Raw genomic sequence first — 25,282 nt, forward strand, 5'->3', positions numbered from 1 at the left:
GCGCCCCAGAGCGGCAGCAAGCCTATCACAGCCGAACGAAGGGCTGCATCAGCCGCCCCAGCCAGCCGTCGAGCTGGATCTCGCCGTCCAAGGCGACGACGCAGAGGCAAGGGATATCCGAGACGACGCGAGGCTGGTGAAGCACTTCCTGATCGGCTTCTTCCAGATCGCCGACGTCAAAACGCTCGGTTTCGGTGGCGTAGGCGCCGGACAGGACGCAGGTCAGCTCGACCCCTGCGTGGGTGTGACGCGGCGTCTCACGACCGGGATCAATCTTCAGCAGGATGACCCGGCAGGCGCCGTCACGCGGCGCGTGGACATCGCGGGCCCGAACGCCGGGACCGATCCAGCGCCAGGGACCGAGGGCGTAGCGCCGCAAGGGCTCGGGCAACTCGGGCATGTCGTTGAGCGGCGCAGGGAGCTTCACCTCGCCAGCGTCGGTCTCGATCCGCGCCAGGGCGTGCGCCAAGGCGTCGTCGGACAGGGCGGCCGGAACGGCTTCTTCGAGGAATTTCCCGCCGACCGTCTGGAGTCGGCGCACCCAGGCTTCGTTGGCCGGGCGCAGCGCCAGATGGGCGGCGACGACCACGGCCTCGGGCGGGCTCAGGGCCCCCGCCGCATAGGCGAGCAGCCGCTCTTCGGAGGGATTGCGGTGCGAGTTCATCGCGGCGCCCCCGCGGAGGCTTCGAGGATGAGGCGGAGCTTGATCATGGCGTTTCGAATGCGGGACTTGACCGTCCCCAGGGGCAGGTCCAGCCGCTGGGCGATTTCGGAATGAGGACTGTCCATGAAGAAGGCGAGGCGCAGCACCTCGACCTGATCCGCCTTGAGGCGGGAAAGGGCGTCGCGCACGCGTTCCGCATCCTGGGAGGCGGCCAGGATGTCGTCCGGTTGGGGCGTCTGGGAATCGATCAAGTCGATTTCCGGCGTCGGCAAGGGCCGGGCGTCGCGGCGCAGCATGTCAAGGCGGCGGTTGCGAGCGATGGTGAAGATCCAGGTCGCGGCCCGAGCCTTACGGGCGTCGAACAGGTCAGCCTTGCGCCAGAGCGTCAGCATGGCGTCCTGGGCGAAATCTTCTGCGGCGGCGGCGGTCGCGCCTGACTTGATCAGCCACGCCTTCAAACGGGGCGCATAATAGTTGAACAGCTCGGCGAAGGCTTCGCGATCGCGCCGCAAGGCGACCGCTTCGATCAGGCGGTCATGCGCAAAAGCGACCGACGTGGGACCTTCGGCGCTCATGCGGGCCAAGACGCGGGCTGAAGATGTGGATGAGGCGGCCTCGACATGCATGAAGCCTAATACGCTTCGGGAAAAAGTCTGGATCATTCGCAATCCGATCATGAGCGGGCTGCGTAATTCGGTCAGCCTGCAAAGCCTCGGCAGGCGTGTTCCGGAGCCGTCATGCCGCATTCCTTCGATCGCCGGTTGAAGATCGCCGTAGTCGGGTCGGGCGTCGCAGCCCTGTCTTCGGCCTGGCTTCTGTCGCAGCGGCACGCGGTGACGCTCTATGAGAAGGCGGATCGCCTCGGGGGCCATTCCAATACGGTGACTGCAGGGACCGCGACCGGCGAGAGGGCGGTGGACACCGGCTTCATCTGTTTCAACGACGCCACCTATCCCAATCTGATCGCCCTGTTCGCGCATCTGGGGGTCCAGACCCGCGCGACCGACATGTCCTTCGCCGTGTCTCTGGACCACGGGCGCTTCGAATATGCGGCGCCTGCCCTTTTCGCCCAGCGGCGCAATGTCCTGCGACCCCGATTTTGGTCCATGCTGGGCGAGATTCTGCGCTTCTACCGCGAAGCTCCGATTGATCTGGCTGGCTTGTCCGATCCCAGTCTGACGCTAGGCGAGTATTTGAAGCGCCAAGGCTTCAGCGAAGCTTTTCGGGACGACCATCTGCTGCCGATGGCCGCGGCGATCTGGTCCTCGCCCGCTCACGCCTTGGTGGACTATCCGGCGGAGGCCTTCATTCGCTTCTGCGGCAACCATGGTCTGCTCCAGCTGGCGGGCCGGCCGCTGTGGCGGACGGTGGAGGGCGGCAGCCGTGTCTATGTCGAGCGTCTGGCGCGCGAGATCGACGACGTGCGGCTGGAGCATGGCGTGACCGCGGTGCGCCGCGTCGAGCGAGGGGTCATGGTCCATGACAGCCAGGGCGGGGTCGAGCGCTTCGACCATGTCGTCATCGGCGCCCATGCGGATCAAGCCCTGGCCATGCTGGCTGAGCCGACCGAAGGGGAAAAGGAGCTTCTGGGGGCCTTCCGCTACAGCCGCAACCTGACAGTGCTGCACGCCGACGCCGGCCTGATGCCGCAACGCCGTCGCGCCTGGGCGAGCTGGAACTACATCGGCGCCGACGACGGCCTATGCGTCACCTACTGGATGAACCGGCTTCAGGGCCTTTCCGGCCAGGACCTGTTCGTCACTCTAAATCCGCCGCGTCCGCCTAGGCCGGACACCCTGCTGCGCAGCGAACTGTATGAGCATCCGATCTTCAACTCGGCCGCCATCCGGGCCCAGAAACAGTTGTGGAGCCTGCAAGGCCAGGGCGGCGTCTGGTTCTGCGGCGCCCACTTCGGCGCGGGTTTCCACGAGGACGGCCTGCAGTCGGGCCTGGCCGTGGCCGAACAACTGGGCGGCGTGCGACGTCCCTGGTCGGTCGAGAACGAGAGCGGGCGCATCCATGTGATGTCGCCCGCGCGCCCTAGGCGCGAGACGGCGTCATGACCCAGGCCTCCGCGCTGTATCGCGGCGAGGTCATGCACCGGCGACTACGACCCAAGGCGCACCGGCTGAACTATCGCGTCTTCTGGTTGTTGCTTGATCTAGCCGAGATAGAAGGTCTGGAGCGCCGACTGCGCCTGTTCTCGCGCAACCGGTTCAACCTGATCTCCTTTCACGACCGGGATCATGGCGACGGATCGGGGGCGGCCCTGCGGCCCCAGATCGAGACCTTCTTGGCTCGCGCAGACCTCGACATCGGCGACGGTCCGATCCGCCTTCTGACCATGCCGCGCGTGCTGGGTTACGTCTTCAATCCGATCAGCCTCTATTATTGCCATCACTCCGACGGACGGCTGGCGGCCATGGTCTATGAGGTGACGAGCACCTTTGGGGTTCGCCACGCCTATGTCGTTCCGGTGTCGGAGCCGGACCAGGCGGCCGGTTTGATCCGCCAGAGCGCCGCCAAGGCCCTCTATGTCTCCCCCTTTATGGGGATGGAGATGGACTATGTCTTTCGCGGCCATGCGCCCGGCGCTCGTCTGGACTTAGCGATCGACGGCGTGGACGCCGAAGGTCTGTTGATCACAGCCGCCATGTCCGGCGAGCGTCGCGCGTTGGAGGACCGGGCGTTATGGTCTGCGACAGCGGCCTTGCCCCTCATGACCCTGAAGGTCATGGCCGCCATCCATTGGGAGGCGTTGAAGCTCTGGATCAAGGGCGTGGGTCTGACCCGTCAGCCGCCGCCGGCATGGGACCCTGTCACCATCCAGCATCGAGCTCATGAAACCCGTCTCGCGCGAACCCCCGGGCCGTCCCGAACAGAAGGCCGACTGACCTCATGACCATCGCCTTTTACAACGAGCGAACCGACCAGTCGCCGGCGTCTCCGATCATGGGGCTGTTTCTGCGCCTTCTCTCGGCCAACTGGACCTGGGGGCGTCTGACCCTCGTCCTGCCCGACGGCGCACGCCATCAGCTGACAGGGCGCTTGCCCGGCCACGCCGCCCTCCTGATCATCCGCGATACCCGCTTCGCCGCCCGTGTGTTGAGGAATGGGGATATCGGCTTCGCCGAAGGCTATATGGCGGGGGAATGGGAAACGTCCGATCTGGCGGTCCTGCTGGAAACCCTGGTCAACAACTACGACCATATCCGGCGGTTGTTCGACGGCAATCCGTTGATGAACCTGATCAACTGGGTCGGCCATCGGTTGAACCGCAACAGCCGTCGGGGATCGCGCCGCAATATTCACGCCCACTATGACCTGGGCAACAGCTTCTACGGGGCCTGGCTAGACCCTTCGATGACCTATTCCTCGGCGCGGTTCGAGGCGCCGGGGCAGGCGCTTGAGGAGGCTCAGCGCGCCAAGTACGCCTCTCTTGCGCGGATGATGGACCTGCAACCAGGACATCGCGTGCTGGAGATCGGATGCGGCTGGGGCGGCTTCGCCGAGTTCGCCGCGCGCGAGATCGGGGCTTGGGTCACTGGCGTCACCATCTCACGCGAACAACATGACTATGCGCGCCGTCGTCTATTTGATGCGGGCCTGGCGGAACGCGTCGATATCCGTCTGATCGACTATCGCGACGTTGAGGGCCGGTTCGACCGTGTCGCCTCGGTCGAGATGTTCGAGGCGGTCGGGCGCGAATATTGGCCGGCCTATTTCCAAAAGGTCCACGACGTGCTGACGCCGGGCGGCCGGGCGGGTCTGCAGATAATCACCATCCAGGACGAGCTGTTCGACGAATACGACGCCCGCACCGATTTTATCCAGAAGTACGTCTTTCCCGGCGGCTCCCTGCCGTCCGAGCCGAAGATGGGGGACGTGATGGCGCAAGCCGGCCTGAGTCCGACCAGCGTCGAGCGTTTCGGCGACGACTACGCCGAAACCCTGGCTGAATGGGCGCGGCGTTTCGAAAGGGCATGGGACGGGATCGTTCGCACGGATGCGAGCTTCGATGACCGCTTCCGTCGTCTCTGGCGCTTCTATCTGGCCTATTGCGAGGCCGGCTTCCGGTCCGGCCGCACCGACGTGATCCAGATGGCGCTGGAGCGCGCCTGATCTTCAATCCTGAACATTCTGATGATCCTGAAACACGCCTCTACTGTCCTTGTCGTTGCAGCGGCTTCTATCTTGGCCCTGTCGGCCTGCGCTGCGCTGCAAGGCGGCCCCGTGGGCAACCCCGCCGTGCCCCAGCCTTCACGGTCGGTCGAGCTGAGTCGGTACGCCGGGCTCTGGTACGAGATCGGCCGCTATGAGAACGGCTTCGAGCGCGGATGCGAGGCGGTGACGGCGGAATACGCCCTGCGCGAGGATGGTTTGGTCAATGTGTTGAACACCTGCCGCCAGGGCGGCGTCGATGGTCCTGTGAAGACGGCCGAGGGGAGGGCCAAGGTGGTCGCAGAAAGCGGCGACGCCAAGCTGAAGGTCTCCTTCTTTGGACCCTTCTATATCGGCGACTACTGGATTTTGGATCATGCCGACGACTATTCCTGGTCCATCGTCGGCGAGCCTTCGGGCCGGTATCTCTGGCTTTTGAGCCGAATGGCGAAACCTTCGGACGCCCTCAGGGCGGCCATCACGTCCCGCACGGCCGCTCTCGGCTATGATCTCGCCCTGGTGCGCGAGACCCGGCATCTGCCCTGAAACTGTTTGTCGAGGTCCTCCATCGCCCCCTTTCGCGAGAGGGAGAGGCAAGGAGGGCGGGCAAGGGGTTTGGCGGTTGGGAACGGCGGCTCTGGTTACGGTCGCGGAGGCCTGCGCCACGAAGCCCTCCGTCGAGCGTCGGCGTTCTGACGCCCTATGAGGCGCGCCGCCGCGTACGGACGGGACATGCGCCTTCGTTTCGCAGCGCCCCGACTTCGCGGCTCGACCGCGGCCGCCCCAAGCGGGACGCCGCAGGGCCGGTTGTTTTAAAGGCGCTCCGACCCCTGGACGAGATTCTTGGGGGGGCTCTATGGAGCTCACCTAGAAGGCTCGCACGACGCCGAAATTCACCTGGGTGTAGTCGTAGGTGTAGCCGCTTGAGATGGGCGTATTGCTGTAGGTGAAGCCTGCGTTGATCGCCCATTCGCGGATCGGCGGGCTTACGACCTGGGCGTTGAAGTAGCGCGCGCTGCGCCAATCGCCGCCAGTCTCTTTCTGGGCTCCGACCCCTCCGGCGACGACATAGCGCCAACCGCCGTAATAGCGACGGACCTGCAGAACCGGCATGATCTCCAGATAGTTCTTGGGCGAGAAGTAGTCGTACTCGCCAGGATCGCTGCTGTGGAAGTAGCGGGTGCGAACCTGCGCTGACAGCCCCCACTCGGGTTTGACCACGTGGATGTAGTTGAGGCGCAGGTGGGTGCGGACGTTGTCGCCGGTGAAGTCCTGCACGCCCGCAACGACGGTGAAGTTGTTGCGGTCGTTGACCGGCAGATCGAAAGCGCCTCCGACGAAGGTGTAGTAGAGGCCTTCATTCAGCCCGCGCCGGGTTTCCAGTATCTCGCGCTCGATGAAATATTCTTGGCGAAAACGCGCGTCGTTGTGGACGCTTGCAGAGCCCAGCACGGTTTCGCCGTCGGTCCCGATCTGGCCCTTCCATGACCAGTCGCCGGTCTTATCGGCGAAGCGCAGATAGACGCGTTGATCCTCCGTCGTCTCCTGACCCAGGGGCTTGAAGCGGGCCGTTTCGACACGCAGGCCCATATAGTCGTCGGGCCCATGATAGCGCCAGTCGAGGTTGATCCCGGCCTTGATGACGTCAGTGTCGTCGGCGTCGGTCGAGGCGAAGACATCCAGGCCGACGGCGTGGGAAGGAAGGAAGCCGGCCGCGGTCGTGTCGGGATGTTCCGCGCGGGCTGTCTGCTGCGCGGTCTCGCCCGTCTGGGCGTGGGCTCCCCCGGCTGCGGCAAGGGCGAGCGATGCGGCAGCGCCGAGGATACGCCTCATTTGGTGTCCCATTTCTTTCTCATGCCCAGTAGTTCAGCGCCGTAGCCCCAGACGCAGACGGGCTGCATCACCAGACTGTAGCCCAGCGCGTAGAAGAGGAAGCCCCCGAAATTGCGGCGCACCTTCAGGCCTTCGCGTCGGAACATGCGACGCTGGATGCGGAAGATGAACATATTCCACAACGCCGCCAACGGCAGGACGGCCAAGGTCAGCGGACCGGCGATCCAGAAGATTCCGAACAGAGCCAAAACCAAACCGGGGATGAAGATGAAGGTGTAGACGAGGTCCAGCGGGAGGAAGCACAGGTTCCACCAGATGAAGATGGTGGTCAGGCGCGGCTTGAACAGCAGGGAGCCGTGCGCCTTGAAGGCTTCGATCAATCCGCGCGACCAGCGTTTGCGCTGCAGGGCGAACTGCCTGAATTTCGTGGGCACGTTTGTGAAGGCGAGGGCGTCCTCGGCATAGCCGATGCGGTGACCCTTTTCGAGCAAGGCCCAAGAGACCACGATGTCCTCGCCCACGCATTCGGGCCAGCCGCCCACTTCTTCCAAGGCTTCGCGGCGATAGAGAGAGAAGGCGCCTTGGGCCACGAGGGTGCCGTGATACATGGACTGCATTCGCTTCACTGCGGCGATGCCGTGGAAGTAGTCCCACTCCTGAGCGCGGGTCAGGAAGTTTTGGCGCGAGTTGCGGACCATGACGGCGCCGGCGACGGCCTGGGTGTTGGCCGGATCAGTCAGCAGGCGCTCTACAATCTGAGCGAGACCGTCGTGCCGCACCCAGGAATCGCCGTCGATCGTGATGATCAGGTCGTGCTTCGCCTCTTTCAGCCCCCGGTTCAAGACCGCTGCCTTGCCTGCGTTGACCGGATAATCAAGCACCCGAACCTCGGCGTTGGCAGGGAAGTTCAGGTCTCGGATCGCCTGTCGGGCCAGTGCGACGGTAGCGTCGGTCGAGCCGTCGTTGAGGACGAGAACCTCGTAGGAACCGGGATAGGTCTGGATGGCGAGGCTGGTCAGGGTGTCCCGAATTGCGGCCGCTTCGTTATAGGCCGCCACCAGGATGCTGACGGAAGGATAGGTTGTCGGGCGAACTCGGGGCAGACGCCGATCGAACAGCAGTGTGCCTAGCAAGAAGGCGTTCATGAAGCCGGGCACATAGGCGATGAAGCCGATGGCGAGCAGGGCGAACGCCCAGTTGGTGAGCGCGGCCAGGTCATTGAGCCAGCGCTGCGACAGCCAAACGCTCAGCGCTGTCCAGGCCACCGCCAGCAACAGGGCGAGCGTGAATTTGGCGGGGACGGTGAGATAGAGGCGGCGATAGCGGCGAGCGATATCGGCAGGCGCGGCTTCAACCGCCTTGATGGCGGGCTGCTCGCGTGTGGTCGTCTGGATCGACATGAGGACCTCGGCGACGATTCAGCGCGTCCGACGAGACGTGGAATCGTCATTTCTTAAGCGGCGAATGACGAATTGCGGCACACTTAGACGAATACACGACCCAATACCCGGTAAGTTTGCGCCAAATTTGTAAACAAATGCATAGCGGCGCGAATAATGAAAATCACTATCGTATTCATCTGGATTGTATCTTGGTGCGCGGCAGGCGCGTGGCGGCTTCTGCGGAGAGGAAATGCCTTTTGGCCTCGTTCGTCGCTGTCACGCATAACGAAGCTCTCAAGCAGGGAGGGAAGCTATGATCCGCCTGACCTTGACGCTTTCGTCCGTCTATCTCGCGGTCGTGGGATTGGCGCTTCTGTTCGTGCCGCTTCAGTTCGGCGTGGGGGCCGTTCCCGCTGACGCTTCGACAGAACTCATCGCTCTGCTCAGGCTATTGGGAGGGCCGTTTCTCGGTATAGCCGTGTTGAATTGGCTTTCGCGCGGAACGCCTTTCGTCGGCTCTTTGCGCAAGATCCTTATCGCCAACGCCGTCGGTTTCGGGGTCGTCGCGCTAAATGACGTCTGGGGCGTTGCGACCGGTGAGGCGCGAGAATCGGCGAGGCTCTTCCTCGGCGTCCACCTAGGGTTCACGCTCGCGTTTCTGATATTTTTGCGCCTCTCTGGGCGGTGATGGAGGCAATTTCCTCTAGGCGGAGGTTTGTCTTCCTCTGTGCAGATAACGCTTCGGGGTCTCCCCGGTCATCTGCCGGAAGAAGACGATAAAGGCGCTGTCGCTGGCGAAGCCGAGTTCGGATGCAATGGGAGTGACGGACAGGCCGGAGGCGAGAAGGTCTACGGCCCGCAAAAGTCTCCAGCTTTGCCGCCATGATTGATAGCCCATTCGGGTTTCGCGTCGAAAGATACGGCTAATGGTCCGCGTGCTCGCGCCGATCTCTTCGGACAGAGCCTCCAACTCTGGCGGAAGCGCCTCAAGATTCAATCCCGCAAGTCGCGGATCAGAGGGAACCGGCAGGAGCATCGGTTCATGCCGCGCAGCCGCCAGTTCATCCATACAGACCGCCAACAAGTTTCGCGCCGCTCCCTTTGACCAGTCGGTATCGAGCGACTGAAAACTGATGCGCTCGAACACCTCTCGCAACAGGGGAGTCATGGTGACGATGGCCGGCGCTGCGAAGGGAGCAGGGATGTGGTTTTGATCGAGATAGATGGACCGGTAATCGACTTCGCTGCGGATGCGGATCCGATGCGGAACGCCCGACGGAATCCACGCCACGCGGATCGGCGGCAACATCGAGATCATTCCCGGCAGCATGATGCGGATCGAGCCTGAGAAGGCGAAAAGCAGCTGACCGCGACCATGAGCGTGCCAGCCTGAATCGTGCTGCACCAGCCGCGAGGCGATACCTGCGACGGGATGAGCCAATTGGTCGACGTCAAATGGGTCAGTGGGCCTCAGCCAGGCCAAGTTAATCCCTCGTTGTCCGATTTTCTATATATTATGTCATTGTGTTTGTAATGGGCAATGCGGCAATCCGATAGAAGGGCGGGATGATTCAATGTCCCAGCCTCATGATCCGTCGTCCTCCCCTAGCCCTTGTCATTCTGCTTCTCAGCTTTCCTCAGGTTGTGGAGACCATCTACAGTCCGACCTTGCCGCTGATCGCGGCGGCCTATCATGCGACGCCCCAGGAGGCGGCGCAGACGCTGTCCTTGTGGTTTGTGGCTTTCGCCTTTGGCGTGGTGATCTGGGGGCGGCTTTGTGATGGGGTCGGTCGTCGTCCTGTGCTGCTTTGCGGATTGGCGCTTTATGCGATCGGCTCCGGCTGGGCGATGGTCGCGGGAGATTTCCCGCAACTTCTCATGGCTCGACTGATCTCGGCTTTCGGCGCCGCCGTCGGCTCCATCGTCGTCCAGACGGCGTTGCGCGACAGCTATCGCGGATCGGATCTTGCTCGCGTCTTCTCATGGCTTGGGGGCGCCCTGGCGGTAAGCCCCGCTATCGGTATGGTTCTGGGTCAGGCGATTGCGTCCTGCGCAGGCCACCAGGGCGTTTTCGGCGGGCTTGGGCTGCTTGCGACGGGTCTTCTGGCTTTGAGCTTTGCGTTCTGGCCTGAAACGCGACCGTCCGAAGTTCGGGCGGCTTCTTTTCTGTCGACCCTGCGCGACATGCTGAGGGATGGCGATATCTGGGGCAACGCCGTGTTGATCGCCGTCTTTAATCTCGCGATCTTCGGCTTCTACCAGCTTGGCCCCTTCTTGTTCGAGCGGTTGGAGACACGCTGGTTCGCGTTCGGACAAAGCGGTCTTGTTCTCGCTGCCGCTTCGCTTCTTGGGGCCTTCATCAATTCGGTGCTGCTGCAGCGTGGCGCGCGTGCCGGACAACTCGTCGAGGCTAGTGTTCTGTTGCTGGGGATCGGGGCCGGAGGCGTGATCCTGCTGGCGTCCAGTCCAGCCTTCATAATCGGCATGGCCATCGTCGCCCTGGCCTATGCCGTGGCCATCCCGAACATCCTGACCGGAGCCTTGCGAAACTACGGGGATCGGCTTGGCGCCGCAGGCGCCGTTCTGAGCATGCTCTACTATGTTCTACTTGGAGCAGGGCTGACGGCGGCAGGCTTTGGTCAGCGGCTGGACATTCTCCTCGCTGCCTGCGCCATCTTCGGGGCTCTCGCTATATATGCGAAACGGCAAGGCTTAGTGCCTAAAGCTGCTTAGCAGGCTGGAGCCGGGGTGAGTTGAGGCTAGATTTCCAAGGACCAAGCGGCGCATGGCTCGTCTTCGCCTTTGAGTTCATCGCCTCCGAGCGTCGGCCTCTATGAGAAAGGGCCGCTTGGCGCGGCCCTTTCAGTGCTCCTAGCGTGGGAGAGTTCAGCGTCGATGATCCCAGCCTTCGCGTGAAGCCCGCGAATGGCCTTCAGGATCGCCGAACCAGCCGCCGTGGCTGCGGCCTCGAGACGAACCGCGATCGTCGTCGTCACGAGAGTGGGAGCGATAGTCTTCGTTCCGACCGCCGCCGCGATGCTCCCAGCCCTCCCTGGAAGCCCGAGAGTGGCCCTGCGAATCCCCGAACCATCCGCCTTGGCCGTGATCGCGGGAACTGTAGCGGCGATCATCATCGTCACGATCATACCGGGATGATCGACTTCCACGATCATCGTCGCGGTCCCGCGCCCCGTAGCCGCGATTATCCCAGCCTTCGCGCGAGGCTCGGGAGTGGCCTTCGGAATCGCCGAACCAGCCGCCGTGGCCGCGATCACGAGAGTCACGCTCGTCGTCGCGCGACCGAGAACGATAGTCCCGATCATCATCGTCTCGGGAACGAGAGCGATAGCCGCCCCGTCCGCGATCATCGTCGTCGCTGACGAACCGTCCCTGGTCGTCGCGATCGCGTTGCTGGGCGGCGTAGGAGCGGCCGGCTCGATCGTCATTGTCGTCGTCTCGGAAGGATCGCCGTTCATAGTCTCGGCCTTCGCGCGAGTTGTACCGGCGGTCGTCATCGCTCATGAACCGTCCTTGCTCGTCGCGAGGTCTGTCTTGTCTAGCCATGTCGTTCTCCTTGCTTTGGCCGCGATCCATGGTCGCGGCATCCTGGATGGACGCCATCCGGGATGGGGTTAGCCGGTCGGCCGAGGCTAGAAGCGCCTCCTTGCGCGATCGGTATTTCTGAGCCAGTTCCGAGTTGTCCAAACCTGCAGCACCGGCCTTAGCCAAGAGGCCTTCGGTCGGGGTTTCAGCCTTGCGGATATGGCGGCGAACCTGCTCGGACAGGACCTTGAACTTGGCGTTCCGGTAGGGGTCGTCTTCCTCGGCATGGGCTAAGAGATCGCGCGCCAACAGCTGGGCGCAGTCATGCTCCACCTGGGCTTCTTTGACCGCGTCTTCGGCGTCGTCCATGCGACGGCAAGCAGCGTAGAAAACGTCTTCCTCGGCTTGCATGTGAGCCAACAGAGCGCTGCAGGTTTCTCCCACGATCCGGGCCTGTTTTGCGGCGGTGCTTTTTTCAAAGGCGTCGAAGCCGATTTCGGCCTGCCGGTGATCTTCTCTCAGAAGCTTGGAAAGCGGATTTGCGGACGCTGGCGGGGTCGTGCTCGGCGGCGAAGTTTCGCCAAGAGCGGCTACGCTGGGCGAGGCCTCGTTGGCCTCCTTCGGGGCTTCGGAATTATCTGTTGGGTCCGGCTTCGCCATGACGGCCTCCTTGCAGATGGCATGGACGACCGAAGGGGCCGCGCCTGGACGGCGCTCATCTCGCCGTGTCCGCCCCGATAACCAGCGGCTGATGCGGCGGTTTCAGCGATGCAATAAATAAACGTTGATCTGAGCTTCTGTTGTTGTCGTGGATCCGTTCATCATGCGAGATGAGCATAACAGTGAAGTTCATTCCTTACGCCAGCGCTTAATATCGGCGACGCTTCACTGTTAACGGAATTATTTTAACCTATGCGTTTGGAACGCGTGCTCGCCCCTTTTCTTCCATTAGGATGGAAAAGGAGCGAGCTATGAGCGACGCGCATAACGATAATATCCGGCGGGAGGGCGAGGATAGCCTACAAGAACAGGCCCGCCAGGAAGCCGTACAGAAGGCGGAGCAAGCCGAAGCGGCGGAGGGTGCGGATTACCTGACCGACGAAAACGGCGTATCGACAAAGATCCGCAGGGATAGGGTTTCCAGAGGAGATCCGGCGGAACTGACCCGCGGGGTGGGGCAACAACAGGTCGGCGAGCAGCAGATCCAACCTGAACGAGATTTGGAGACTGACCCTGGCTCCGCCACGCCGCAGCCCGACGAACATCCGGTCCAACGTAGAAATCTCGAGGAAGCGGCCCGAACCGTCGGCGCCGCGGATCGTGAAGACCGGACGCCTGTTCCGCCATCCCCGCCTATAGCCAATCCAGACTGAAGTGGTTGCGAACCTATGAGCGGAAAAGGCTGGAGCCTCTCTACGCTGCACGGACCGCCAAGGCGAAGTTAGACGGGCGAGCGAGAAACGGCTCGGCTCATGTCATGGGTCAAGAGCCGAGCCGTCCGCCCCTAGAAGAGACGATTGAGCCCTTTGCCCTTCAGGCGGCTCCGCTCTTCATCATGGCGTGGCGAGAACGCCATCGGACAGCACATGCTCCAACTGTCCAATTTCGGACTTCGGGGGCGGGGCGTGGCGGCTTTCCAAGCAGAGCTTGCGGAGCTGCGCCCATGTCGCTCTCCCCTCGAGCGTGAAGACGTCCGACTGAGTATAGCCCTCCTTGAAGAGGGTTTTGCGGACATCGCTTGGAATCCTGAACTGACCCGAGGCGGCCAGTTCAAACGCACGTTCAATAATAGGTTTCCTTTGCAGCATCGTACTCACCCACATCGCACATGATGAAAGCGGCCCGGCGCGCCGCCGCGGTTGGAAGCGGGCTGCACAGCCGGGCCATGCTCTCCTCCCAGAGAACGGGGGGTAAGCGCAGTCTCCGGCGCCCAGGTTCCTTGTGTCGGAAATGCGGCCCAAGGTTCGCGGGGCGAACAAGACGTCGCCCGGCTTCTGTCCTGATTCCGACAGAAGCCGGGCGGCAGGAACGCCATCTGCGCCAAGCGTCTTCCCGAACAGTTTGATCGACAGGAGCCGACGCGATGAAAAAGTACGCCTATGCGTGGATCACCTTGGCCTTCTTCACCATCTCAATCCTGCTGCATTGGGTGTTTGGATGGTTCGCCTACGTGAACGACGCCCAATCTCACGGCGAAGCGGCGCAACTCGGTCCCTATCTGGTCGAAATGGGAAGAGACACCTTCGAGAATTGGCAATCCGAGTTCCTGCAACTCCTGTGGCAGGTCGTGGGCCTGGCCTATTTCCTCTACGTCGGTTCTCCGTCCTCGAAGGAGAACGATGACCGCATGGAGGCCAAGATGGACGCCCTGCTGGAGCTCGTAGGACAAGCGCGTGGTCTGGCCTTGATCGAGGAGATCGACGCAAGTCATCTGCGCCGCCACGGACATGCCTCCATGCACCTCGATCCGCCCTATGGGGAGCGTGGGGCGGGAAACGAGTAGGCGGCGTTTCTGGAATGTCCAGGTAAACTCGATAAGTGGAGAGGCGAGTGATTGCCGCTGCGCCCTGCGCTTGAGTTCAAAAGGCGACGTCCGCAACGTCCTCCTCTCCCTCTCGCTCTGTCTTCTGGAAACGGGAGAAAATCGATGGAAATCACTGTCCGCTACAAGGGCCGAGGCACCGGCATACTGCGCACCGAAAGGATGCGTGTCGCGAACCTGAACACCGCCATCGGCCTGTTGGAACGTCGGCTGCGAAACAGCCGCACCTTTCAGAAGGCCAATGTCTTCGAGGATGGGATTCCGCGTCTCGAGGTGTCGGCGAGCGGCGGCGGCGTCACGACGACCGCCTATGGCTATGCCGGGGAAGCGGCCCATGTCTGACGACAAGAAATCGGAGGATGTGCAGGCGGAAGACGATCCGGCGCGAGCGGCGATGTCGAGCCGCCATGACACATTCGTAGGCTCCGCTGTCGGCTTCGGCAGCGTCGGGTTCAACGATCGGGGGGTTTTTACAAGCGCGGACGGCGCGTCGGACGCGAATGAGGAAGAGGGAGGCAGAGAAGAGGGCGCACGGCCGCCTGAAGAGGTCGAAGAGGCAGCCTCCCAGGCCCGCGGCGAAAGCCGCCTTCCTGAACATACGGACGCGCGAAAGATCGTCGCATTTGCAGAACGGCCGGCGCGAGAAGCATCGGCCGTCGCCATATGAGGTTACGCAGAAGATTTTCCACGGGCGCTTATGGGGTTGCATCTGGATCACTATCGCACGCCTCATCGGCGTTCGCCGCACGCACGGTGCTTCTGGCGCTGTCTCGACTATTGCTGAGGCGCGTTTCAGGGCGGCTGAAATTGCATTGAAGCGGAATCGAGGGGCTTCCGGTATCGCCCATTTCAGATTTTGGAGACTTGACTGTAGGAACTGTTTCGGAAGCCGAAGCTTCTCTTTAGACCAGTGCGGCCATTTTGTCGCATGTCGGCGCGCCGACGTCTTGCTGGTTTACCGTGGAAAACGTAATGGCTGTGCTTAACGGTTGCTTGGTCGATGGCGTTGCGTTGAGGCGTGACTCTGCCGGTTTGTCGGATCATCCGGTTTACTTGGCCTTGCCGCCCGAGGTCCGGGCGCTCTTGGCCGAGACGGCGTGTCGACATGACATGGAAACCGAAGAGGCTCCGCCAGAAGGCGCCTTGTTCTTCCTGCTGAAGGGGGTGTTGGGGTTCTTTCCTCCTCTAGGGCGGGTTTGCGTGGGCGTGGTCGCACCAGGAAGCGTGCTAGGTTGGGAAACGGCGTTGGGCGGCGCACGCGCAAGCGAGGTGCGGGCCCTATTGCCTTGCCAGGGATATGCGGCGCCGCTGGCTCCGGTCATGGAGCATCTGGGCGAGGCCTGGACCTATCGGTTTCTGGCCATGCGCGCGGTGGCCCGGGCTCGAGTTCTGGGTGTGGAAGCGGCCTGCAACGCCCGACATTCGGCTGTTCAACGCGTGGCGAAATGGATCGTGCGCCTTCAGAAGGCGACAAATGATCGGCACGGCGTGCAAATCACTCAAGGACGTCTGGCGGACTTGCTGGGGTTGCAGCGGACGAGCGTGAACGCTGCCTGCCACAAGCTTCAAGACATAGGCGCGCTTCGCCTGCGTCGAGGCCGCATGATCGTGGAGAACCCTGGGTTGCTCGGTCGCTCATCCTGCTCATGCGATCTCAACCTGGCCGATGGAGCCGTGGAGCGCCGTCGTGATCGCCATCTGAATTAGAGTCCGAGGGTAGGCCCGATGGGCGAGCAACTGGCGCGGTCGTCTAGCCGAAGTCTCGAGAGGACGCGGAAGCCTGTAGGGGAACTCGCACTAGAGGCAGAGAGCCCCGTTCCTCCCACGCTCCTCGCCCTGGAACGCGATGTTCAGGAGTGTCGGCGATGTCCGCTTTGGCGGGGCGCGACACAAGGGGTAGGAGGAGAAGGCCCTAGTCACGCGGCCCTGATGGTGGTCGGCGAGCAACCGGGCGATCAAGAGGATCTGTCCGGACGTCCGTTCGTCGGGCCCGCAGGTCGTTTGCTGGATGCGGCCTTGCGGGAAGCGGGTCTTGATCGGCGCGACCTGTACCTGACCAATGCGGTCAAGCACTTCAAGCATGAGATGCGCGGCAAGCGCCGTCTTCACAAGACGCCGAACACCGGCGAGGTGCGAGCCTGCCGGTGGTGGTTGGATCATGAGAGGCGATTGATCAAACCCCGTCTGATCCTTGCGCTGGGCGCTACCGCAGGCTCGACGCTGCTCGGCCGAACGCCTGTCGTGAAGATCGAACGAGGCCGCGTTCAGACGGCGCTGGATGGAAGCCGCATCGTCCTGACGGTCCATCCGTCCTATCTTTTGCGTCTTCGAGACCGGAGCGCACGCGCCTCGGAACGCCGCCGTTTCCTGGCTGATTTGGAAACGGCGGCGGCGAACCAGTGAGGTTCCTCCGAACCTGAGATCTCTCGTCGTCAGGCCGCAGGCTGCAGGGCTTCTGCATTGACCGCCGTATCGGCGATGGCGGTCAGAGCTTCGTCTGTCTGGCTCTCTTCATTCAGGGTTTCGTCGAGGAGGGAGGCGGCGTCCTCAAGACCCAGCACCTGAGCCCAACGTTTCAAGGTGCCGTAGCGGGTGATCTCATAGTGTTCCACCGCCTGGGCGGCCGCCAGGAGGCCAGCGTCGAGAGCGGCCGTTCCCTTGTACTCCTCCATGATCTCGTCGCCCTCGGCGAGGATGCCTTCAATGGCGTCGCAGGTCTTGCCTCGAGCCGGCTTGCCGATGATGTCGAACACCTGCTGCAATCTCTCGATCTGGCCTTCGGTCTCGTCCTTGTGCTTCTCGAAAGCGGCCTTGAGCTCCGCAGCCTGCGCGGCCCGGGCCATCTTGGGCAGGGATTTCAAAATCTTGCGTTCCGCATAATAGATGTCCCGCAGCGTGTCGTGGAACAGGGTCTGCAACGTCTTCTCCGGCATGGGGTCTCTCCGATGAACGGGGGGGGGAGACGAGGTAGCGAGAGGGCGCAGATACCGTTCCAACTGTCCTGATCCGGACAGGAAGGGAGGAGAAGCGCATCCGCCTCTCATGCAGGTCCTGTACGGATTTCTTTCGGGCCTGCCTCAGCGACCGATATCGATGGTGCGCGAAGGTCCAGGAGGGCTGGAAAGCTCAGGGGGCGAGCTTATGATCCTCCACCGCTCTCCGATGGGTCCGGCCGATGAAATCAACTGTCCTCGCTCTGTTCGCCTGCACGCTTGCGTCTTGTTCGGAATCCGAAGCGCCGTACCACCCCATGAACGATGCGTATCTGGTCAATGCATTCTTTGATGCGGGATCTGACGTTCAGGCTGTTGACGTAGGACCGGCGATCATAACTCTCGCGGATCCTATGATTTACATCGCGTCGTCTGAAGACGTCTTCGCCGGTTCACTCAAAGCGACGCCGCAAGGATGGGCGGTGGAACTGCGTCCCCAATGCACGGCGAACTGCGCGGGCGGTAGGGAACGTCTTCAAGCGATGGTTCATGACGGCGCGACCATCACGATCGGCGAGGATGGGATACTGGTGGTGCGAACTGCCGATGGACGCCGCGCTACAGGCGCGCCTACGCCCCGCAGCTTGTTAGACTAGTGGTCCGCAGGTCGGTTCCTCTGCGGCCTCATGAATGCTCTTGAAGTGAACTGGAGGCCGAATCCCAAAGCCCTGACTCCCTATTGCGCGCTGTTCTGCGACTCGGTGGGGGGCGGGAGGGCGTCAATCCGTGGCGGCTGAAGCCTGTCTGAAGAGCGACTTGAGCTGGCGTCGGACGGCTTGCCCCGCCTCGTAGTCAGTCGATGTGGCGACCAGCCCGCCGCATGATCCTATGTCGCTGTAGCGGCGGGCGTCTTGTTCGCATCGTTTGACCCAGGAAGCGGCGCTCGCTTCTCCTCGCTGAAGCAAGGTGCGGGCCTCCTCGCAGACCGTTTCGGCATCGTCCGTGCAGCCCTGCGCGAACGAGAGATAGGCCAGATAGTCTGCGTCAGCCTCACCTTGACGGGTTCGGCCACGCTTCGCGAAAATCGCCTGGCCTAAGAAGTGGCAGCCTTCGCCGTCGATCAGGATGGCGTCGTTGTGCAGAAAACAGGCCTGCGCAAGCGCCCCGATGGCCCGGTTAAGATCACGCTCGACGCCAGTCCCCGTGAGATACATCCAGCCGAGGTATTTGCAGGCATAGGGTCCTTGTCCCGGATCGTCGCTCTCGCAGGTGCGCTCCAAACTTTCCCTTGCGCGTGCGTAGTCGCGCAGTTGCCGGTTCTGGAGATACAGCTTGCCCGCCTCATAACATCCCGCAGTCATGATGCGGGCCGCGCAGGACTTGTCATAGTGTTCGAGCGCGGCGCGCAGATCGCCGCCGCGCGCCGCGCTGACGCCCCGGCTCCAACAGGTGTCCACATTGTTTTCGACCTCGCAGGGCGGTGACTCCCCCGCCGCCATTCGGGGATGAATGGCGTAGTTCGGAAATGAGACGCCGTCCGACGCGCGCTCCCGCCCTATATCGCGCATGCGCGCCAGCAAGCGGTCCGGGGAGCGCTGAATGCTGTCAGGACGGCAGGGCAGCCGGGCGAGTTCTCTGCCGTTGCGACTAACGCTCAGCAGCCCGAAAGGACGAAGGGCTGACGGATCGGGCTGCATTCCGTTACGAAAGCCGGCGGCAAAGCTGTAGGTTGTGTCGCCATTGGCGAAGGTCACGATCTCGTCGACGGTGCCTGCCGCCCCGTTGTTGCGGCGATAGTCGAGATCGACCAGGGAATTCGACAGGCTCAGTTCCGGTTCGCGCTCTGGCGGCCCGAATCGATAGGTCGCGCTGGTTTCGGTAAGGGAGATGGAAGCCTCCTTGGCCTGTCCATCAATACGGCAAGCGAGCACGATCTCTTCTTCGGGGCGGTCCGGGGCGGCGACGGCGTTCGTCGTCCAGGCGCCGGCCATGATCAAACTGCACGCCACGGCGCGCAGCGCCCCCGAGCCCGCCGTCTTCATTCCGAACGCTCGTTTCGTGCTCGCCATCACGCTCGCCTCCGCCCTTATATAAGGTGAGATGCTGCACGCATGAGATGAAAACACCAACCGTCAATAGAGTGCATTGGGCGTCCGATCACCTTAGCTCGCCGCAATATTCTACTGCGCATCGGCTGACCTCCATGCCGGCGAGCCAGGAGGACCCCTGGGACAATGAGGCTCGGCCTCGGCGGCAGTCTTGGTCTGTGAAGGAGGCGTCTTTGCCTTCCAGCCAGAGGATGCGGGAAGGGATGTCCGCTCAACCTTCGGTCAGGGAGCTCGTACGAGGGCTGCGCCGCCGAAGCTTAACTAAATAATCTCGTTATATTTTAACCCTTTTCAGCGAAGGTCTTCGTTTCTGCTTGAAAAGTTCCGTGGATAAGGAGTTCGCGCTTGCGTGAAGCCCATGGGAAGACGCCGGGCTCGACGCCCGGCCTTGGTTTCGACAATGCGCGGAAGAAGGCGCTCTTGAGTTCAACCTGTCGTCACCGCGCCGTCTGGGCTGCGGCGGCTGCGGTCTTGCTGCCCTCCACGCAAGCCTTCGCTCAATGCGTTGATGCGCCGGCGACGCTCAGTATTTCTTCAGGCAGTTGCGTCGATCCGGCGTTCACCGAGCGGGAAAGCGCAGACGCCGTTCCCGTGGTCGAGGTCTCCGGCTCCGGAAGCTACAGCGGCGTTTCCGTCAGTCTTTTCGCCTTCGGCAGCGGCCACGGCGTGCGGGCGACCGGCGACGGTACGATTTCGTTGCTCGGCACGTCGTCGGACGGCGCCGCGGTCAGCACCTATGGCGACGGGGGTCATGGCCTCTATGCGGAGAACGGGGGGCGGATCATCGGCAGCTATACCTCAGTTTATACCAATGGCGTCGGCGCTCATGGTCTCGAGGCGATCAGGTCAGGAAGCAATGTCACATTGATTGACAGCGGGGTGAACACGGCGCTCGACCACGCGCACGGAGCCTACGCGTCGGGGGGCGGAACGATCGCCCTGACCCGGACCAGCGTCACGACTTCCGGCGCGGGGGCCTCCGCCGTTTTTGCGGACGCCGGCGGCTCGATCACGCTCAACGACCTGAGCACCTACACCTCTGGCGACGAGGCTCCCGGCGCGGTCGCCTCAGGCGCTGACAGCAGTCTGACCCTGAACAACACCTACGTAAACGTCTACGGCGACAACAGCGCCGGGCTGCTCGCGGCCGATGGCGGACTGATCACCATGAGCGGCGGCGCGATCGCGGCCGGCGATTATTATGGCGGCACGATCATTGCGGATTCCCCGGGCATGCTGGCCCGCGGCGCCGGCAGCCGAATTCTTGTCGTCAATGGCGCGAGTTCCGCCACCTATGGCGCAAACAGCCTGGGCATATGGGCCGACGCTGGCGGCAGGATCGACTTCGCCGGCTACGGCGTCTTCACCTATCAATCCAATTCCGCCGGCGCAGCCGCGAGCGGGTCGGGCAGCGCGGTCGTCTTGACCGACACCAGGGTCCGCACGTCCGGTCCTGCGAGCGCCGGCCTGCTCGTCACCGCCGGCGGCGCGGTCGCCGCGAGCAACACGGAGATCACCACCGGTTACGGAAGGACCGGAGGCGCTCTTCCGGCTCTCCAGTTTCCGAGATCTGAGATAGGCTTGGAGGCCCACGGTGCGGATGTGGTCGGGATCGGCAGCCGGCTGCAGGCGGAGAACGCCCGCATCACCACAAACGGCGACGGCGCCGTCGGCGTGAAGGTCAGCCAGGGCGCCTCCGCCGTGATCGTGGGCGGATCGATCACGACCAAGGGGGCCGGTACGGCTGCGAGCGGGGGCGCCGACGCCGTCCGGGCGACTGACGACAGCAGCGTCATCTTGTCCGAAACGTCCATCAGCACGACCAACATCAAGGCGGTGGGGCTGCATGCGACGACGGGCGGCGCGATCGCCGCGACGGACGCCAATGTGGCTACGCAGGGGCAAAGCGCCTTCGGCGTGGCTGCACAGGGCGCGGGGAGCAGCACCACCCTGACCCGCACTGCCGTCGCTACGGTGGGCGATGCTGCGTTCGGCGTCCGGGCCGGCGATGCAGGGACGGTGCAGATCACGGGCGGTTCGGCCGAAACCACCGGTAACGCCGCGCATGGCGTCGGAGCCGTCAATGGCGGCCGCCTCGCTGTTTCCGGCGCCAAGGTCGCGGTGAGCGGGGCGGGATCGTCGGCCATCTATCTCGCCGGCGGCGCGTCGAGCGCCGTGTCGATCACCGGCGGAAGCCTGAGCGCCGCCAACGGTGCGATCGTCCTCGCCGAGGGCGGGACGGGGGTGATCTCGATCAGCGGCGGCGCCGTGCTCAATCCCGCCGTCGTCAACGGCCGGCGGCTGTTGGCGCAAGTGACCGACGACGCCGGAGGCGTGGCGAGCGATCTGACGCTGAACATCACCGACGCGCCGTCGCTGACAGGCGACATCGTCGTCGACGCATCGACCCTCGCCTATAACCTGAGCAACAGCAGTTGGACCGGCGATCAGCGCCTGATCGGATCCGGAAGCACGGCCAGCGCCAGCCTGACCGCTTCGCGATGGACGGGCGACCTGCTCGCCGATCCTGGCAATACCGCCGATGTATCTCTGGCGCAGGGCAGCCTGTGGACCGGCCTGGCGCGGAATGCGGCCGATATCGCGATCGACGCCGGCAGCGCCTGGAACCTGACCGGCGATTCCAGCGCGACCGGTGCGATGACCAACTCCGGGCTGATCCAGTTCCTGGCGCGGCCGAATGCCTACAGTACGCTGACGGTCGGCAGCTACACGGGCGGCCCCGGCAGCCGCATCGCCTTCAACACCTATCTCGGCGGCGACGCCTCGCCCACCAACGTGATGGTGATCAATGGCGGCCAGGCCAGCGGCGCAACCACCATCCTGGTCAACAATACCGGTGGTCCAGGGGCGCAAACCGTCGGGGACGGCATTCGCCTGGTGCAGGCTGTCGGCGGGGGCGCGACGACGGCGGACGCTTTCAAGCTGGACCAGCGCGTCGTGGCCGGCGCCTATGAGTACCAACTCTTCCGCGGCGGCGTCGCCGGTCCGAACGACTGGTTCCTCCGGTCTCACGTCGAGAGCACCGATCCGGGCGGGCCCGACATTCCGATCTATCGTCCCGAGACGCCGCTCTATGCGCCCATCCCCGCAATCGCGCGACAGATGGCCCTTTCAACCTTAGGGACGCTGCACGAGCGTGTCGGCGACGAGGAAAACCTGCGGGGTTCGGCGGAGCCGCGAACCTATGTGAACGGGGCCTGGGGGCGACTGTTCGGGACGCAGTTGGACAACCGGTGGGGCGGAACGGCCGAGGCGCGCGCCGAGGGCGATCTGGTTGGGTTCCAGACGGGACTCGACCTCTTCCGGCGGACGACGGACAGCGGCCGTCGCGACCACGTCGGCCTATATGTCGCCTATTCCGAACTCGACACTTCGATGCGCGGCCTTGCGCGCGGGATGCGTGACCTGGAGTTGGGCCGCCTGCAAACGGACGGTTCGTCAGTCGGGGCCTATTGGACGCATTTCGGCCCGAGTGGCTGGTATGTCGATACGGTCCTGCAACAGAGCTGGTACGACGTGGAGGCGACGACCCTTTATGGCTCCGGCGCCTCGACCGAAGCGACTGGATACGCGGCGTCGCTTGAGATCGGCTATCCCATCAGCCTTCAAGAGAACTGGCTGATCGAGCCGCAGGCGCAGATCGTTTACCAGGATGTGCGGGTGGACGGGACGCAGGACCAGTACGCGACTGTGGATTGGGACGAGGGAACCGCCTGGACCGGACGGCTCGGGGCGCGTCTGCAATACACCCGGCGTGACGCCCGCGGGAGGCTTTGGCAGCCCTATGGGCGGGTCAATCTCTGGCACGCCTTCTCCGGCGAGGAAGGCGTGATCTTGGGACAGTCTTCCGCCATCGAGAATCGGTTCGGCCATACGGCGCTGGAAGTCGGCGGCGGCCTTACTGCACGTGTGAGTAAGAACCTGAGCATTTACGGCCAGGCGAGCCATCGCTGGACAATCGACGGCGACCGCAGCCGCCAGACGGCTACCGAAGCCGCCTTGGGTCTTCGTATGAACTGGTGAAACGGCGGAGGCAGGACGACGCCGGGCGACGGGGAGCGTTGGTTGGCACGTGATTCGCAAGCGCCCCGCGAAGGCCCCCAGCGGCTCAGCGGCGTTACCCGGACGGAGAGGGACTATCCGCCGATCGACCTCCGCGCTTGTCATCGTGGACGAGTGGTCGTGCGTGTGCGCCAATCCCAGGTTCCGGCTCGCTGCGAGCGCCAAGCCGCCGGCTCCGGCGACCGGCTCTCCATTTCACGATCCGGCTATTCCGCCGCGGCGGAAAGGCGACGATGACAGCCGCTTGAAACGCTCGACTTGAAGCCTTGCAATGTGATCGTCTAGGCCGACGCAAGGGTGGGGACACGCGTGGCTTCTGTCCAAGGCCCGTCCTGTCCTCGCGAGCGCGGCGCGGAATGAACCATGGTTGAAGCTGAGCCTATTCCATTCGATCCCAGACCTCCGGCTATGAGTCTCGCCGCGTTGTTCTTGCGCTTCCTGAAATTTGGCATGCTCGCTTTCGGCGGGCCTGTCGCTCAGATCGCCTTGCTGCGGCGCGAGTTGGTTGAGGAGGAACGCTGGATCTCCTCGGCTAGGTTCAACCGTTTGCTGGCCGTGATGCAGATCTTGCCGGGGCCGGAGGCTCATGAGTTATGCGTGCACCTGGGCATGAGGGCGCGGGGGCGATTGGGCGGCTTGCTGGCGGGGCTCGGTTTCATGCTGCCGGGCTTTGTGCTGATGCTCGCGCTATCCTGGCTCTACTTCCAACTCGACTTCGACCGGAGCTGGCTCGGAGCCGCATTGTTGGGCGTGCAGGCGGGCGTGGCGGCGTTGATCGTTCGAGCCGTGCACCGCATCGGTGAACATGTGCTGGTAGACGGATGGCTGTGGGCCATCGCCGCGGGGTCTGCGGGGGCGGCTTTGGCCGGCATCAGTTTCTGGCTGGCCCTTTCCGTCGGCGGCGCGGTCTATGCGCTCAAGCGATCAGGAAGACGAGCCATCGCGGTTTGCCTAGCTCTGGCGGGAGCGACCCTTGGTGCTGGGTTGGCCCTGACTATGGAACCGGGCGCGCCTTCGGCCTTCGTGGAGGGCGCAGGCAAGCAGCCCGGCGATGTCGCAGCCTGGATTCTGTTTCTCGCTGGGTTCAAGACGGGCCTGTTGACCTTCGGCGGCGCCTATACCGCCATTCCCTTCCTACGCGCGGACAGCATGCGCCAGGGCTGGATGGGCGACGCTCAATTCCTTGACGGCCTGGCCTTGTCCGGCGTGCTGCCGGCGCCGCTGATCATCTTCTCCACCTTTGTCGGCTATGTCGCGGGCGGGCCATGGGGAGCCGTGGCGATCACGGCTGGGATTTTCCTGCCCGCCTTTGCTTTCTCGCTGATCTTCTATGATCGTCTTGAGGCGGTGCTAGAGAATGTGCGGCTGCACGCCTTGCTGGAAGGCGTGGCTGCGGCGGTCGTCGGGCTTATCGCCGTGACCGCTGCCCAGCTTGCCTGGGGTCTGCTCTCCGATGCGGACCAGCGGCTGGCGGTCGCCGCTATCCTGCTGGCGGCCTTGGGGGCGGTCTATCTGTGGAAGAGCAAGCTGGCCTCGCCGCTGATTCTGCTCGCGGCAGGGGTGGCGGGCGTTCTGGCCTTTTAGCGTCTGCAAGGAGGCGATTTCCATTCCAGCCAAATCCGGGAGACGGCTTCAAACTTGGCGGGCGCCGCCATGTCGAAGGGAAGGGGCGAATTTAGCGTTCAGCCGACTGCTCCTAAAGCTGCGTCTTCAGCACTTCATCCTCACCGCGTCAGACGCGACCTTAGTCCCCGGCTGAAACGCCTCGACTTCAAGTTGGGATTTTCGAGGGAGGGACGAGGCCTGTGTGACAATGTTTTGCAGCGGATGCCCGCAGTCAGGGCTAGATTGCCGTCCGGTCGCCAGGGGGAAGTGCCAGAGGGAAGAGTGTGAAATGGAACGGCTGCCTAGAAGCGAGGATCTGCGGTTGGCCAAGATCTGGCTCTCGCACTTTGGCTCGCCTATGCCGATCTACGGGGCCTCGGCGGTCGCGAGGCGGATCTTGTTGGATCACGGGGCGCAAGAAGCCCTTC

Annotated in this window: 24 protein-coding genes; 15 read left to right on the forward strand and 9 right to left on the reverse strand. The window is 63.4% G+C overall.

Annotated features, from left to right (window positions below):
- Positions 1-25: 25 nt before the first annotated feature.
- Positions 26-664 carry a cadmium/peroxide/UV radiation responsive anti-sigma factor ChrR gene (gene chrR / locus ABIE19_RS02875; RefSeq protein WP_354087612.1) on the reverse strand — a complete coding sequence of 213 codons (639 nt, stop codon included), beginning with the start codon at positions 662-664 and terminating at the stop codon, positions 26-28.
- A complete protein-coding gene (locus ABIE19_RS02880) occupies positions 661-1,326 on the reverse strand; it encodes a sigma-70 family RNA polymerase sigma factor (protein WP_354087613.1) in 666 nt (221 codons plus the stop codon). The genes chrR and ABIE19_RS02880 overlap by 4 nt, the downstream gene beginning before the upstream one ends.
- Before the next feature lie 75 nt (positions 1,327-1,401).
- On the opposite strand from ABIE19_RS02880, the gene ABIE19_RS02885 reads away from it, so the two are divergent.
- Genes ABIE19_RS02885 through ABIE19_RS02900 form a run of 4 tightly spaced genes read left to right on the forward strand, consistent with a single transcriptional unit; the run spans position 1,402 to position 5,371 of the window.
- Entirely contained in the window at positions 1,402-2,727 is a 1,326-nt protein-coding gene (locus tag ABIE19_RS02885; RefSeq protein ID WP_354087614.1) for an NAD(P)/FAD-dependent oxidoreductase, read from the forward strand.
- Positions 2,724-3,566 (forward strand): DUF1365 domain-containing protein, encoded by an 843-nt coding sequence (locus ABIE19_RS02890; RefSeq protein ID WP_354087615.1) that lies wholly within the window; start codon positions 2,724-2,726, stop codon positions 3,564-3,566. The genes ABIE19_RS02885 and ABIE19_RS02890 overlap by 4 nt, the downstream gene beginning before the upstream one ends.
- The gene (locus ABIE19_RS02895) at positions 3,563-4,786 is read left to right on the forward strand and encodes a class I SAM-dependent methyltransferase (protein ID WP_354087616.1); all 1,224 of its coding nucleotides are present in this window, start codon (positions 3,563-3,565) and stop codon (positions 4,784-4,786) included. Before ABIE19_RS02890 ends, ABIE19_RS02895 begins: the two co-directional genes overlap by 4 nt.
- 21 nt (positions 4,787-4,807) lie before the next feature.
- Entirely contained in the window at positions 4,808-5,371 is a 564-nt protein-coding gene (locus ABIE19_RS02900) for a lipocalin family protein (RefSeq protein WP_354087617.1), read from the forward strand.
- Positions 5,372-5,692: 321 nt separating this feature from the next.
- Here ABIE19_RS02900 and ABIE19_RS02905 read toward each other — a convergent pair whose 3' ends face one another.
- On the reverse strand, positions 5,693-6,658 hold the full coding sequence (locus ABIE19_RS02905) for a hypothetical protein (protein WP_354087619.1): 966 nt from the start codon (positions 6,656-6,658) through the stop codon (positions 5,693-5,695).
- Positions 6,655-8,058: a glycosyltransferase family 2 protein gene (locus tag ABIE19_RS02910; RefSeq protein ID WP_354087620.1), complete on the reverse strand. Its 1,404-nt coding sequence runs from the start codon at positions 8,056-8,058 to the stop codon at positions 6,655-6,657. The genes ABIE19_RS02905 and ABIE19_RS02910 overlap by 4 nt, the downstream gene beginning before the upstream one ends.
- A 295-nt stretch (positions 8,059-8,353) precedes the next feature.
- Between ABIE19_RS02910 and ABIE19_RS02915 the strand changes: the two genes are divergently transcribed.
- Positions 8,354-8,728, forward strand: a complete 375-nt coding sequence (locus tag ABIE19_RS02915) for a hypothetical protein (RefSeq protein ID WP_354087621.1) — start codon at positions 8,354-8,356, stop codon at positions 8,726-8,728.
- A 15-nt stretch (positions 8,729-8,743) separates the two neighbouring features.
- Here ABIE19_RS02915 and ABIE19_RS02920 read toward each other — a convergent pair whose 3' ends face one another.
- Positions 8,744-9,523, reverse strand: coding sequence for an AraC family transcriptional regulator (locus ABIE19_RS02920; protein ID WP_354087622.1), 780 nt, complete (start codon positions 9,521-9,523; stop codon positions 8,744-8,746).
- 83 nt (positions 9,524-9,606) lie between these two features.
- Between ABIE19_RS02920 and ABIE19_RS02925 the strand changes: the two genes are divergently transcribed.
- The gene (locus ABIE19_RS02925) at positions 9,607-10,773 is read left to right on the forward strand and encodes an MFS transporter (RefSeq protein ID WP_354087623.1); all 1,167 of its coding nucleotides are present in this window, start codon (positions 9,607-9,609) and stop codon (positions 10,771-10,773) included.
- Between the two features lie 153 nt (positions 10,774-10,926).
- On the opposite strand, the gene ABIE19_RS02930 is transcribed toward ABIE19_RS02925, so the two are convergent.
- Positions 10,927-12,243, reverse strand: a complete 1,317-nt coding sequence (locus tag ABIE19_RS02930; RefSeq protein WP_354087624.1) for a hemerythrin domain-containing protein — start codon at positions 12,241-12,243, stop codon at positions 10,927-10,929.
- 311 nt (positions 12,244-12,554) lie between these two features.
- Here ABIE19_RS02930 and ABIE19_RS02935 point away from each other — a divergent pair, with 311 nt between their 5' ends.
- Positions 12,555-12,956: a hypothetical protein gene (locus ABIE19_RS02935; RefSeq protein ID WP_354087625.1), complete on the forward strand. Its 402-nt coding sequence runs from the start codon at positions 12,555-12,557 to the stop codon at positions 12,954-12,956.
- A gap of 180 nt (positions 12,957-13,136) precedes the next feature.
- Here ABIE19_RS02935 and ABIE19_RS02940 read toward each other — a convergent pair whose 3' ends face one another.
- Positions 13,137-13,400 carry a hypothetical protein gene (locus ABIE19_RS02940; RefSeq protein ID WP_354087626.1) on the reverse strand — a complete coding sequence of 88 codons (264 nt, stop codon included), beginning with the start codon at positions 13,398-13,400 and terminating at the stop codon, positions 13,137-13,139.
- A 266-nt stretch (positions 13,401-13,666) separates the two neighbouring features.
- Here ABIE19_RS02940 and ABIE19_RS02945 point away from each other — a divergent pair, with 266 nt between their 5' ends.
- The 5 genes from ABIE19_RS02945 to ABIE19_RS02965 all read left to right on the forward strand — a co-directional run bounded on the left by ABIE19_RS02945 (position 13,667) and on the right by ABIE19_RS02965 (position 16,528).
- A complete protein-coding gene (locus ABIE19_RS02945; RefSeq protein ID WP_354087627.1) occupies positions 13,667-14,086 on the forward strand; it encodes a DUF6766 family protein in 420 nt (139 codons plus the stop codon).
- Between the two features lie 144 nt (positions 14,087-14,230).
- The gene (locus ABIE19_RS02950) at positions 14,231-14,467 is read left to right on the forward strand and encodes a hypothetical protein (protein ID WP_354087628.1); all 237 of its coding nucleotides are present in this window, start codon (positions 14,231-14,233) and stop codon (positions 14,465-14,467) included.
- Positions 14,460-14,792 carry a hypothetical protein gene (locus tag ABIE19_RS02955; protein WP_354087629.1) on the forward strand — a complete coding sequence of 111 codons (333 nt, stop codon included), beginning with the start codon at positions 14,460-14,462 and terminating at the stop codon, positions 14,790-14,792. Before ABIE19_RS02950 ends, ABIE19_RS02955 begins: the two co-directional genes overlap by 8 nt.
- Before the next feature lie 305 nt (positions 14,793-15,097).
- Positions 15,098-15,832 carry a Crp/Fnr family transcriptional regulator gene (locus tag ABIE19_RS02960; RefSeq protein WP_354087630.1) on the forward strand — a complete coding sequence of 245 codons (735 nt, stop codon included), beginning with the start codon at positions 15,098-15,100 and terminating at the stop codon, positions 15,830-15,832.
- 18 nt (positions 15,833-15,850) lie between these two features.
- Entirely contained in the window at positions 15,851-16,528 is a 678-nt protein-coding gene (locus ABIE19_RS02965) for a UdgX family uracil-DNA binding protein (RefSeq protein WP_354087631.1), read from the forward strand.
- A 29-nt stretch (positions 16,529-16,557) separates the two neighbouring features.
- On the opposite strand, the gene ABIE19_RS02970 is transcribed toward ABIE19_RS02965, so the two are convergent.
- A complete protein-coding gene (locus tag ABIE19_RS02970) occupies positions 16,558-17,058 on the reverse strand; it encodes a YciE/YciF ferroxidase family protein (RefSeq protein WP_354087632.1) in 501 nt (166 codons plus the stop codon).
- A gap of 242 nt (positions 17,059-17,300) precedes the next feature.
- On the opposite strand from ABIE19_RS02970, the gene ABIE19_RS02975 reads away from it, so the two are divergent.
- The gene (locus ABIE19_RS02975; RefSeq protein ID WP_354087633.1) at positions 17,301-17,714 is read left to right on the forward strand and encodes a hypothetical protein; all 414 of its coding nucleotides are present in this window, start codon (positions 17,301-17,303) and stop codon (positions 17,712-17,714) included.
- A 123-nt stretch (positions 17,715-17,837) separates the two neighbouring features.
- Here ABIE19_RS02975 and ABIE19_RS02980 read toward each other — a convergent pair whose 3' ends face one another.
- A complete protein-coding gene (locus ABIE19_RS02980) occupies positions 17,838-19,127 on the reverse strand; it encodes a tetratricopeptide repeat protein (RefSeq protein ID WP_354087634.1) in 1,290 nt (429 codons plus the stop codon).
- A gap of 384 nt (positions 19,128-19,511) precedes the next feature.
- Here ABIE19_RS02980 and ABIE19_RS02985 point away from each other — a divergent pair, with 384 nt between their 5' ends.
- On the forward strand, positions 19,512-23,210 hold the full coding sequence (locus ABIE19_RS02985) for an autotransporter outer membrane beta-barrel domain-containing protein (protein WP_354087635.1): 3,699 nt from the start codon (positions 19,512-19,514) through the stop codon (positions 23,208-23,210).
- A gap of 447 nt (positions 23,211-23,657) precedes the next feature.
- Positions 23,658-24,833 carry a chromate efflux transporter gene (chrA, locus tag ABIE19_RS02990; protein WP_354087636.1) on the forward strand — a complete coding sequence of 392 codons (1,176 nt, stop codon included), beginning with the start codon at positions 23,658-23,660 and terminating at the stop codon, positions 24,831-24,833.
- The last annotated feature ends 449 nt before the right edge of the window (positions 24,834-25,282 follow it).

This window comes from Brevundimonas faecalis (assembly GCF_040549405.1).
Classification (GTDB): domain Bacteria; phylum Pseudomonadota; class Alphaproteobacteria; order Caulobacterales; family Caulobacteraceae; genus Brevundimonas; species Brevundimonas faecalis.